This window comes from Deltaproteobacteria bacterium (assembly GCA_016208165.1).
Taxonomy (GTDB): Bacteria; Desulfobacterota; Desulfarculia; order JACQYL01; family JACQYL01; genus JACQYL01.
In genome coordinates this window covers 138,660-150,933 of the sequence record JACQYL010000058.1, presented here as the reverse complement: position 1 = coordinate 150,933, position 12,274 = coordinate 138,660, and the positions used below count along the sequence as shown (strand labels likewise).

Sequence of the window (12,274 nt, the reverse complement as noted above, 5' to 3'; positions counted from 1 at the left end):
ATGAGGGCGGCGTTGTCCCAGGTCTGCACCACCGTGGATCGAACGTTTATCTTACGGACCACCCCCCATACCCCGTTGATCTCTAGTGCGTCTCCCACCTGAATGGGTCGCTCGAACAGGAGAATGAGTCCGCTTACGAAGTTGTTGAAGATGTTCTGGAGCCCGAATCCGAGCCCGATTACCAGAGCGCCCAGGACCACGGCCATGGATGCGGTGCTGAAACCGAGCACGTTGAAGGAGAGGAGGATTCCAAAAACCCAGATCGTGTAACCTGTAATCTTGACAATGGATTCCTGCAGGCCGGACTGCAGACCGCTGTCGGCGAGGAAGCGGGTCAGAAGAAAGGAACTCGACAGCCGGGCCACTGCGTGGGTGATCAGCAGGATGACGAAGGCATAGACCAGGCTCGACAAACTCAGGCTTATGCTTCCTATGGAAACAGGCGATCTCAGGGCGTTCAGGACCTTGAACAGGAAGGAATATCCGGCGCCCCAGGCCATAAACAGACTCATCAGAAGCAATCCCATCCATGCCAAGCCGCAGAGTCGCGTCAGGAACCACTGGAGTGTCGGACTTGCAGCATGCGCCTGGACGCCGGTAAGCGCCGCCGCTTCCTTGAGCCGGCGACTCCAACCCCGAAGGGACAGGATCAGCAGGCCGGCCCAGAGGAGGACCACGGCCGTGCGGCCCCAAGACGTATACCAGTAAAGGGCAAAGGAACCATATCCCGACAACTCCAACACGATCCCCCCAATGCCGATCCCGTAACACGCGGCGGACACGAATGCTTCCAATCCGGGCGGAGTACCCTTTTGCATCAGGCCTGGTTGCCCTTCCTCTTGTTTCAGATGCATGGCAAACCGGCTGCACCAGAGCACCAAACCCACTTCCATGAGGAACCGTACGAGAACCAGGATCGTGCTCGATCCTCCGAGAAACCATTGGGCCAACAAATACGTAGTTACCAAGGCGCGCACGGAGACGAGAAACAGGCGAACCGAGGGCAGGAGCGACTGGAGGGCGCCGGGTTTCTTTTCCGAGAGGCATACCTTCACAAAGCGGAGGCCCCATTGGGTGAAGAGCCAGAGGACCAGCAGTTGAATCAGGAGACGAATAATAGGTACTCCCGGATAGAAACTTTTGGTGAGTGCGTATGAATACAGGAAGAGCGCCGCTCCCGCCAGGGGAAGGGAGTTTCCGAATACCTCCAGAGAGACCTTCCACCAGAAGTGCCTGCGGGCTCGAGGCCTATCGAGCCATTTCCCGAACAGACTCCGGACCCGCCATGCGAAGTATTGCACCAATGCGAGCAGCAGCACGAGCGGAAAAAGCAGTTCCAGTCCGGACTCGCCGATGGTCCCGAACTGTCTCGACCAGTAGTCCGGGGAACCAATCGTCCGGACTTTGCCCCCAAGATCGAGTACTTCGGATCGGATCTCGCTCAAGGCCGACAGGGTCAGGGGGCCGAACTTCCGCTGGAATAGAGCTTCCTTTCTTTCTTGCTGTATGTACCGTTCGTACTGTTTGTCCAACGCCTCGTAGGCTCGATGCACATCCTGCAACCGGGCCAGCTTGTCGGAATACAGGTTTCGAAGCTTTTCCGTGGTGCTTCGTTTCTCTTGAAGGAGTCGTGTCAGCTCGCGAAGGGGTCCCAAAAGTTTTTCCCGGCCCACGGCTTGGGGTCGCTCCGATGCGATATCCTCCAAATACCGCGAGTTCAGAGCGAGCTGTTCCTCGATTTTATTGAACGCATGATCGAATTGGTCACGTTGCTTTCTCAAGTCCGCGGACTGTCGAGATATGAGGTCCAGGGAAGCCGAGATCTCGCTTCGGATGTTCTGGAGGTCTTCGATCCGAGTGTCGTTCAGATGAAGGAGACTGCCATGAGCGGCAATTCCGGCGTTGTACCTTTCGACTTCTCGATCGATTTCCCGGGCTCTAGCTTGGAACTCTTCAAGGGTTTGTTTTAGTACCCCGAGATTGACTTTCTCGGATGCTACAGCCTGTTCGATGGAGGATGCCGGGTTTTCCGACGGCGAGGAACTTCTTCCAGCCGGAACGCCGGGCGTCTGGGCCGAAGAAAGCCCTGAACACAGAAGAGTCACTGATAGGATCAACGTTCGAAAGGCCCCGAGGGCGACCCGTCGAAGCCTATCATTCCCGAGCGGTCCCGCGATGATTTGGAAAGCTTCTATGAACATGGGTTCCTCTGGACGTGAATACTGTTTAGGGTGGGCCAAGGTAGAGCGATCGGTCTTGTTCGACATCCGCTTGAAAAGCCCTGGGCCCCTCGAGGTAGGTTGCCTTGTGATCGCTCCCGCGCTTTTTCCTCGATTTCGTTCAGTATGCCTGCAGGCATGCAAAAGGTTGCTTTGAAATCAGAGCATAGGGCGCTTCGAATCGGTATCCTGTCCATGGCAACGACCGAGATCAACCCATACGACATCAGCTCTTGTCGAAGGCGCCCCCACGTCCGGCCCCGGACGCAAACCGGGCGGCGCCGGTCTTAGCCTCAGCCATGAGCGGTTTGAGCCCTTGCCGGCCCTCATTCTTGAGGGCTTCCTCGATCGTCAGATCCCACTGCCGGTACGCGGATTCGCGATCCGTACGCATGCAGATCTGCGGAAAACCGGCGATGTCCCGAGCCAAATCCTCCGCCGCGGTTCGCGCCTCCCCTGAAGGGGTCACCCGGTTGGCCAAACCCCACTCGAGGGCTTCGCGGGAACCCACGGGCCGGCCCGTGAGGATCATGTCCAGTGCTCTGCTCAGGCCGATCAAGCGCGGCAACCGCACCGTACCGCCATCCACCAGGGGCACTCCCCAGCGACGACAGAACACTCCGAAGACGGCGTCCTCCGCCATGACGCGCATATCGCACCACAGGGCAAGCTCGAGGCCGCCCGCCACGGCAAAGCCCTCCACGGCGGCTATGACCGGCTTGGAAAGAAGCATGCGGGAAGGGCCCATCGGACCTTCGCCTTCCGGTTCGTAGATGGATTCCACGTCTCCCCGGGCCGCGCTTTTGAGGTCGTACCCCGCGCAGAACGTACCTCCGATTCCGCAAAGCACGGCCACCGAGGCGTCCGGGTCCTCGTTAAAGGCCCTAAACGCGTTTCTCAGTTCCAGGCAGGTCTGGTAATCCACCGCGTTGCGCGCTTCCGGACGGTTGATGACCACCGTGGTGACCGGTCCCGCCTTTTCAACCAGCACTCGCATAGTACCTCCCTTCCAGATGGATGGAGCATTCTGATCCGATGCTCCGGACTTTGTGGTGAGGCCCCCCTCGATACCTTATTCAAGGCGTATCCGCGAACACGTTATTCGGTCTCTTCGATGACCTTTCCTCGAGACGTAAATGAGATTCCCTGCTGGCGCTGCGCACCGATCATGACCGATTCGACGATGGGCGGATTTACCATTTTTTCCGATTTCCATTGCACAAGGAAGTTCGCTCCGGAGCCTCCGGTCTTGTCCGATTCTTTTACCACGTATCGAGTCGACGCCATTGGATCCAGGACCACCGCTTTTTCTAGATATTTCTTCAATAGACTACCGGCGGAATCATAGTAATCCACTTTCGTAATCGTTATTTGATGGTTCGGATCCACATTTCGAATACTGAGAGTGGCGGCCAAGTAGAACGGCTGCTCCTTATCGCCGCTGTAAATGTGCGAGTAGATGGGCGCGTACACGGTCTGTCCCCTGGATAAGGATAGGGTGTTCCCGGCCCATGAAGCGCCCGAGCAAAAACAGGAGATTACGGCGACGAGCAGAAATCGGCTTAAGATCACCGACGTCCTTTGGCTGGTCATGGGATGATCTCTCCTTGTGTTAAAAAATGAGGAGTTACCCTGTTGCAGAACGCCCGTTCTCGGCCGGCCCGCGAGACGAACCGGTTTCGGATCTGCGCCGGCATGACGACCAAGCAGAAGGGGCTCCCGTCCACCCCATGCAAGCACGGGGCATTTGCCCGCCTATACTACCTGCTCCGGCCCCCGCCGGCAATGCCCTCGAGAGAATGATTAATTGTTGACAGGCAAGTGAAGGTTGTCGGAGTATAGGTCTGTTGTGGCGTTTCCAACGAGCCGGATCCGGAAGAAAAGAGCCGAAAACCGTATACCGTTCGCGCCGAGTATTCCGCTGCACGTCACAAACGGATAGATACCGTAAGCGGCCGTTCTTCTCAAGGCTCATACTGCGCGGGTCCGTTATTTTGCTTCTGGGTCGCTCCATGGACGATGTCCCGATCCACCTTATGCCGAGGAATGTTTCACCATCTGAATCGAGTTAGGCAAGAACCAATACACTGTCGCAGCCGAAAGGGGTCCAAGGTGTCCGAAGCATACGACTTCGATTTCATTGTGATCGGTTCGGGATTCGGTGGCAGCGTATCCGCCATGAGGCTTTCCGAAAAGGGCTATTCCGTGTGCGTGCTCGAGCGAGGGCGGCGGTACCGTGCGGAAGATTTTCCCAAGACGAACTGGAACCTCCGAAGGTTTCTCTGGGCGCCCAAAATGAAACTTCTGGGGATTCAGGTCATTACTCTCTTCAAGAACATTCTGATTCTGAGCGGGAGCGGTGTCGGCGGGGGCAGCCTGAATTATGGAAACGTACTGATGGAGCCCGGAGACGCGTTCTACAACGCCGAAAGCTGGAAAGGTCTTCGGAATTGGAAAGAGACGTTGGCGCCCTGTTACGCCGAGGCCAAACGAATGCTGGGCGTGGTAAAGAACCCAAGATCCACCGTTGCCGACGAGACATTGCTCGATGTCGCCCGCGGGATGGGACGCGACCGCACGTTCAGAATGCTCGACGTGGGGGTCTTTTTCGGGGAGCCGGAGAAAACAGTACCGGATCCGTACTTCGGCGGAGGCGGCCCCGACCGCGCGGGATGCAACTTCTGCGGAGGATGCATGGTCGGGTGCCGGTACAACGCCAAGAACACCCTGGACAAGAACTATCTTCATTTTGCCGAAAAAAACGGAACCAAGATCGTTCCGGATGCGCAGGTCTATGACATCCTGCCCATACAAGAAGGAAAAGAGGGTTATACGGTTCTTTTTCAGGACCCTTCGGCCTGGCTGACGAAGAGTAAGCGCCGCCTCACGGCTCGGTCCGTGGTGGTGGCCGCCGGCGCTCTGGGCACGGTGGACCTGCTTCTGCGGTGCAAGGAAATCAACCGGTCCCTTCCAAAGCTATCGGCCCAATTGGGCCGCAACGCCCGCACCAACAGCGAAACCCTCCTGGGCGTCACCACCAGAGACAAGAGTATTAACTTTTCCGAAGGTGTGGGCATCACGTCGGGCTTTTACCCGGACGACGTCACGTATATCGAGCCCGTCCGCTATCCGGAAGGCTCGTCGTTTATGAAGCTCGTTGCCGGACCCTTGACGGAAGGCCGATCCCGGCTGACTCGAGCCGTCAAGTTCATCGCCAACATATTCCTGCACCCCTTGGATTCGTTTCATCTGATCTTTCATCTCAACTGGGCGCGGAGCAGCATCATTTTTCTGGTTATGCAAACAGTGGACACCCGGCTTCATTTCAGCATAAAGCGGAGCATGCCGCCGTTTCCCGGAGCGAAACTGGTCACCACTCCGGACAAAGGCAAACGGATTTCCGCTTACATTCAAATCGGCTACGACGTGGCCAAGCGGTTCTCCAAGAAAGTGAAGGGCATTCCCCAAAGCACCATCACGGAAGCGGTTTTGAATATTCCGGCCACGGCTCACATATTAGGGGGCTGCGTCATCGGTAAAGATCCCGCGCGCGGCGTGGTGGACGAGGATTGCCGGGTCTTCGGCTATGACAATCTGTATGTTGTGGACGGCTCCGTCATTCCCGCCAACCTCGGCGTCAATCCGAGTCTCACCATTACCGCTTTGGCGGAGCATGCGATGAAGGGCATTAAGGAGAAAGAGCAGAGCGCATGATCGGTCGAAGGGTGCACACGGGAGCAACCAAATCGGATGAAAGGGGAGAGAGGAACGTACGATCCCGGGAGTCGTGCGAGGAAACCGTGAGGATCGGCCGACCGGATGAGACTCAATCCCATCGCTCCCGTTCGATGACGCACGTCACGCCCTCATCCCGGCCTTCTCCCAGGGAGGGTGTCGATTTTGGCGTTCCTTGACCCCGACGACCTCGTAGACCATTCATGCGCGGTAGGGGCGGTTCGCGAACCGCCCCTACTCGAGGCCGGTGGTCGATTGATAGGATACCTTCGTAAGAGATTCCCAAGTCCTCCTGCCGGACTTGATCCGGCATCCGAAAGCATTTGAAATAACGGGATTCAGGCTTTCGCGCGAATGGCGAAAGAGGGCCTCCTGCGCTTCTTCTGTGTGTTTATCAGCAGAAGTAGGGTGCGCGCCGCGCACCGTCGAGTTGTCTGAAGTGGACGGCAATGCAGCGCTTTTTCAGTTTCGCCAGAAAAACCGCCGGCACGTCCGCTCGCTCATCAATCCGCACAGGCGAACCAGCACACCGATGACCGCCAGCGAGAACAACAGCCTGGCCCACAGAATCCCGGACAGATGTCCGCCCCCCACCACCATGAGCAGGGTGTCCTCGATGAGGCCGTGGCTGAGTCCCATCAACGATAGGGAGAAGAAGATGTCCCTGGGTTCGACCTGGCCCTGATGTGCTTCATGGATTGATGGAGGAGGCCTTTGGCCGCACTCCCATGAGCTTCAACACCGGTTTGAGCAGACGTTCCATGAGATCGATGATTTTGATGCGGCGAAGGAATTCCACCACGAGCATCAGCCCCGTAACAATAAGAAAGACGTACACCAGATTGCGGATTTCCCCCAGGACCCAGAACAGAATCGTTTGGCCGCCCTTCAGAGCCTCCGGTTCGACGTGCAGCAGGATATGTGCGGGGCCTTGCAGCAGTCCGGATCGGGAGTAGGCGATATGAAGCAGCCAACCCAGAACAAAGGCGCCGCTCACCCGGAAAACCAACTGAAACAGGGGCCGGGCGCCGCATTCCTGCGCGATTCTCAGCTCCCAGGGAAGGGCGTGGGCTACCAGCATCATGGTGCATAGTATCGTGGCCTGGGCCTGCGTGATGGGCGTTTTCGCCGTCAGGGCCGCCAGCACCACGAGAGCGGTGTAAAGATTGTTGAGCATGGCTGTGGCCCACACAAGACCCAGTTCGGCCGGCAGCCCGACAATCTCCATCACGGGTCCGAGGGGCAGGGCGAGGTATTGAATCACGTGCAGTTCCTGGAGGATTTTGACCAGGACGATCACGGGTATGAGGATCTTGAACAGTATAAGACAGACCCGGCCGGAGTTTCGAAGGGCGCTCCAGATCACTCCTATCCATCCCATGCGTTGAGTCCGCCGAGGTTCAACGGGATGTCGATCCTGCACGTTCCGTCCTTTGTCGACCTCGCCTGCCTTCCCGGCAGGCAAATTAAGCTTCGTGAATATTGCTGGATAGAGAGCCTGAACCGCGATCGGCTACTCGTCAAAAAAGTCAATCGGCCAGCTATGAACCGGGGGAATTCCACCGGCCGGAAGCAACCCCGGACCCCTTTCGAGCGCTCCACTTCTCCCGTGCGCCATGGTCCCTATCCGTCGGTGGGCCCTTGTCTGATCTTCCAACCGCCCGATCCGCCTTTTTCGATCTCATATCCCATGGCCTCCAGGGTCTCCAGATCGACGGGAAGTCCCCGTTTGGCCAATTGTTCCGCGATAAAATCCCGGTAGGGGCGTTGAAACGAGGACTGTCCCAGATCCGCCTTGGCCGTGGTGCGGATGGGCGTAATTTCGACCACGTGACACCTGGCGTGGCCCGGCGCATCCGGCGTGACTCGTTGAAAATCCGGATGCTGTTCGTGCTTGGCAAGGAGCGCGTTGAGGGCCGCTGTTTTCAGTGCGGGATCCGTAACGATGCGGGCGCGGCCCCGTATGACCACGCTCCTGTAGAATTGGTGAGCCCTGCAGGGCAAGCGGTCGGGATTGAATCGAACCTCGAGGTACGCCAACGGCCGGTCTACTTCAAATCCGACTTTGGGTTCGCGAAGCAGATTATCGAGCTTTTCGCCCTTGAGCGCGCAGTGAAAATAGATCCGCTTATCCATGAAAACGAAGTTGACCGGCGTGACGTAAGGATATCCTTCAGCATCCATGGTGGCCAACCGGCCGATGTTGGTGGAATCGAGAATCCGGGCGATCTCCAATGAATCCGTAATTTCACATTTGGCGCGGTGCATGTGGTTCCTTGTAGCACAGTGTTAAGGGACAGAAGCCTATGCGGCGGTCTCCAAGGCCGGCGTTACCGGGTGCAAGGAGTTTAGAGGATGTCCGGTCGGTTTTCAACGACCTAAACGACATGAAACGTTTCAGAGACGTCCGTGAGGTGTTGATATTTGGTGCATTTTCAGATGGGTGGAATTCGAGCTATGGCAAGCGCCCACGTGCGCGAACAGGACTTTCGAATGACCGGGACCAAGGGTTCGATGTCGGGAAGATGGCCGGCGCACGACGTAAACCCGATTCGGATCTCGTCCGGATGCGCTTCTTTCTCCACACCGTCCAGCATACCAAAGTCATAGAATGCGGGAAGCACCTCGACGGTCGGATTTCGCCTGCGAACGTCCTCCGCCAGGATCTCTGAATTGACAATGACGCACGAGGCATTCCCGACCATCTCGTCGAGCGTATTCACCAGGTCCGTGTTATCCCGGAACTCTTCCATCTGATTTCGTCTCCATCCCGCCAATCCAGCTCGCTTTTCGGGATGTGAAAAGCCAGATGAAGCCCGGCCGTGCTCGAGCATAAAAAGTGAGCGTGGGGGAGCCAGGTGGATGTTTTCCACGCCGTCTCGAACTCCAAGGTCTTGAACCCGAGCCCTGTCCAGCCTGCGGTAAAACACTCGCGGATTTGGTCGAGACACTCGTCCACCCGGTACTTGGGCAAAAAGGGTATCGGCAATCCCGCCGTTATTGGGTTCGTCGAAAAGGTCATCGTCGGAAGCTCCTGGAATTGGAAATCGTCGGTCCGCGGGAAAAAATAGCCTCCGGTGCGGGGAATGTCAAAGCAAAAGGCGGAAGACGGTGGAACGTTTCTCAGCAGAGGTGGATGATGCGAAAGGGTGTTGGAATCCTTCATCGGACGGAAGACAGCAGATATGATTGTACGGTCCGTCCTCACGAAGCGGACTAAAAGGGGGTTTCGATTCACCTTGACCTCAAAGACGGTTCTTCCTACACTCCCTGACCAAGAGCGCGTTTTGTCGAGCAGGGTGGAGTTGTTCGCACCAAGGCTCGATAGGCGCGCGTATTCGCCCGTCAGTGAAGGAGTGCATGAGCGCCATTGCAGGAATCATCCATACTTGGAGACTGCCGTGAAGTGTTGATATTTGTGATATTCAAGAATGAAAACCGGGCGGTCTTTCATGGCTCGAAGAGGGCCCGTGAGCGCAAGTAACGGCCGCCGGAAATCGCCTTGTGTCCCGGTGGATGCCTATATAAACCACCTCCTATGTACGGATTGCGCTTCGGGATACCTCCCAAAACATCCTCCTTCTATCCCGTGCGCTGATCAGGAAGCCATTCGCGACTTCATAAGAAAACGTCCGTCCCTTATTCCTCCGTCCTCGTGCGGCATAAAGCCGGAGCACCACTCCATCCGCCGAATATGGAATATCCGCTTTCGGCGATCCGCCGCACGAATCGACCGGACCTTCCGTCTTCACACGATGTTCGCAGATCTGTAAGACAGAATACGCGTTTCTAAATCAGCTCCATGAAATAAAGGGCTCAACTTGGATGGAAAAGTGCCGATTTTATTTCTATGGTGAAAAGTCGGTTTGGCCCAATCCGGTAACCTCAACACAGGTGAGCAAACATGTTAAGAAAAATGTCGCTGCGTTCAAAGCTGCTCTCGTTCGGAGTGGCGATTTCGATCATCCCGTTCGTAATCAGTCTGATGCTCTCCTACATTACCAACAATAAAATGAGCCGCATCGCCGCGGAAGAAGCTCTGAATATGGCCAAAACCGGCCTGAGGCACATCGTAGGCGGTATTTTTGACATGAGCGTCGCCCAGAACGATTTGGCGCAGCAAATGGTGGACAATGCTCTGAAAACGGCGCGCAATATTCTCGATGAAACCGGTGCGGTGACCTTTGCCGAGAACGATACCGCCTCCTGGAACGCGATCAATCAATTCACCAAGGACGCCACAACCGTAGATCTGCCCAAAATGCTGGTTGGGGGCCAATGGCTGGGCCAAAACACTGACATGAAGACCTCGTCCATGATCGTGGACAAAACTCGGGATCTCTCCGTAGAAACCTGCACGGTGTTTCAACGCATGAACCCCAAAGGCGATATGCTGAGGGTTTGCACCAATGTGGAAAAGCCGGACGGTACTCGCGCCATAGGCACCTATATTCCCGCGGTTAACCCAGACGGCAAACCCAATCCGGTTATTGCCACTATATTGGACGGCAACATCTATCGAGGACGCGCGTTTGTCGTGAACGCCTGGTACGTCACGGCCTACGAGCCGATTCGGGCTGAGAACGGTTCCATTGCGGGCATTCTATACGTGGGTCTCAAACAAAACACGGTGGCGAAAGGCGTTATGGCCGAGATCGGCGATACAACGATCGGGCAAACCGGATATGTCTTTGTTGTGGATTCAAAAGGCGGGTTTGTCGTGCCTGAAAAGAACGGCCGGGGGGCGTTGGAGAACGGTCTGGATGCGACGGACGCCAATGGCGGACGATATATTGAGGAAATCATCGGCAAGGCCGTAGCCGCGCCGGACAACGACATCGTTACGCACACCTACGTGTGGAACTCACCCAACGGTGGGACTAGGACCAAAATTGCATTGGCGAAATATTTTAAGCCCTGGGATTGGATCATCGTGGCCGATGCGCCCGAAGATGAGTTCATGGAAACCCAGAACAGAATCAGGGAAATCGGCCGGCAGTTCAATGTCCGATTCATCCTGATCTCGTGCTTCATCATCGCTGCGGTGATCTTTTTGTGCCTGGTTTTTGCCATGCGGATATCAAAGGCTCTGCGGACGGTGGCCGAGGGATTTACCGAGGAAACCCAACGAGTGATCGATGCCTCACAGGGCGTTTTCGCATCCAGTCGCAACTTAGCCGACAAAGCCGCCGCGCAGGCCGCTTCCATCGAAGAGACGTCAGCCTCCCTTGAAGAAATTTCCTCGATGACCAAGCAAAACGCCCAAAATGCGGCGGAGGCGGACAAATTAATGAAGGAGACCGGTCATGTCATAGACAAGGCCAATGAATCCATGACTGCGTTGACCTCATCCATGGAGGAAATTTCCAAAGCCAGTGCGGAAACGTTCAAGATCATAAAGACCATTGATGAAATCGCCTTTCAAACAAACCTCCTTGCGCTGAATGCCGCGGTGGAAGCGGCTCGAGCCGGTGAAGCCGGGGCAGGGTTCGCCGTGGTGGCCGACGAAGTGCGCAACTTGGCAATGCGCTCAGCCGAGGCGGCCAAGAGCACGGCGAACATGATCGATGGCACCGTGAAACGGGTGGAGAGCGGTTCACACATAGTGGCGGCCACCAATGAGGCGTTCAGGGGGATTTCAAGAAACGCCGGCAGAGCCGGCCATCTCGTAAGCGAAATCGCCGCCGCATCGGACGAGCAGAGCCATGGCATTACCCAGATTAAGGATGCCGTAACGGAGATGGAAGGCGTTGTGCAGGAAGTGGCCTCCATTGCCGGGGATTCGGCCGGCGCCTCCGAACGGATGAATACCCGCGCTGAACATATGGCAGGAATGGCGGACCAGCTATCGGCCCTGGTGGGCAAGGACGGCCGAACATCGCGGCAAATCAAGCCTTCCGCATCTGTAAATTCTGAAAATCGACCAGGAACGACGAAAAGGCTTCCTGCACCGGCCGGCGCAAAGGCTCCGAAATCTTTGCCAAATAAAACGACATCCGTGTCCGGCGATAAAGCAATGGACGACCCTGAGGGCTTTGAGAATTTCTAGCCTGGAGTTACCTGGGACGAGACGTAGTACGGTGGTACCTGTTCTCAGGTTCACGCGAATCCTGTGTTTCTGGGGGGAACACTGTTGGCCGATGTGAACGGAAAGGCGTTTCCTGTCCGTTTCATTCGTCGCCGCATTAGGTATCGATCATGATCGTTGGGTGGCCCGGACAAGTTGTTGTCCGGGTCCCAAGGACAGGAGGCGGCTGTACGTCTTAAACCGTAGGGCTGCTTGATGTTATACGCCGGGTTGGACCTCTTGTTGCCGCGCC

The 12,274-nt window shown here is 56.5% G+C and carries 8 protein-coding genes and 1 pseudogene; 2 read left to right on the top strand and 7 right to left on the bottom strand.

Annotation, left to right across the window (positions count from 1 at the left end):
• The 3 genes from HY788_13220 to HY788_13210 all read right to left on the bottom strand — a co-directional run.
• Window positions 1-311 (bottom strand): mechanosensitive ion channel (locus tag HY788_13220; GenBank protein ID MBI4775112.1); only part of this gene is annotated, 311 nt, incomplete at its 3' end.
• Window positions 312-2,445: 2,134 nt separating this feature from the next.
• Complete coding sequence (locus HY788_13215) at window positions 2,446-3,216, bottom strand: crotonase/enoyl-CoA hydratase family protein (protein MBI4775111.1); 771 nt, start codon at window positions 3,214-3,216, stop codon at window positions 2,446-2,448.
• Between the two features lie 101 nt (window positions 3,217-3,317).
• A complete protein-coding gene (locus HY788_13210; protein ID MBI4775110.1) occupies window positions 3,318-3,812 on the bottom strand; it encodes a DUF3124 domain-containing protein in 495 nt (164 codons plus the stop codon).
• A gap of 453 nt (window positions 3,813-4,265) precedes the next feature.
• Between HY788_13210 and HY788_13205 the strand changes: the two genes are divergently transcribed.
• Window positions 4,266-5,933, top strand: coding sequence for a GMC family oxidoreductase (locus tag HY788_13205; GenBank protein MBI4775109.1), 1,668 nt, complete (start codon window positions 4,266-4,268; stop codon window positions 5,931-5,933).
• Window positions 5,934-6,416: 483 nt separating this feature from the next.
• On the opposite strand, the pseudogene HY788_13200 reads toward HY788_13205, so the two are convergent.
• From HY788_13200 to HY788_13185, 4 genes and pseudogenes are all read right to left on the bottom strand, one after another.
• Window positions 6,417-7,335 (bottom strand): annotated as a pseudogene (locus HY788_13200) (hypothetical protein).
• Between the two features lie 242 nt (window positions 7,336-7,577).
• Complete coding sequence (locus tag HY788_13195) at window positions 7,578-8,222, bottom strand: pyridoxamine 5'-phosphate oxidase family protein (protein ID MBI4775108.1); 645 nt, start codon at window positions 8,220-8,222, stop codon at window positions 7,578-7,580.
• Between the two features lie 167 nt (window positions 8,223-8,389).
• Window positions 8,390-8,707: a hypothetical protein gene (locus HY788_13190; protein ID MBI4775107.1), complete on the bottom strand. Its 318-nt coding sequence runs from the start codon at window positions 8,705-8,707 to the stop codon at window positions 8,390-8,392.
• A complete protein-coding gene (locus HY788_13185; protein MBI4775106.1) occupies window positions 8,674-8,976 on the bottom strand; it encodes a hypothetical protein in 303 nt (100 codons plus the stop codon). Before HY788_13185 ends, HY788_13190 begins: the two co-directional genes overlap by 34 nt.
• Before the next feature lie 882 nt (window positions 8,977-9,858).
• Here HY788_13185 and HY788_13180 point away from each other — a divergent pair.
• Complete coding sequence (locus tag HY788_13180) at window positions 9,859-12,003, top strand: Cache 3/Cache 2 fusion domain-containing protein (protein MBI4775105.1); 2,145 nt, start codon at window positions 9,859-9,861, stop codon at window positions 12,001-12,003.
• Window positions 12,004-12,274 lie beyond the last annotated feature (271 nt).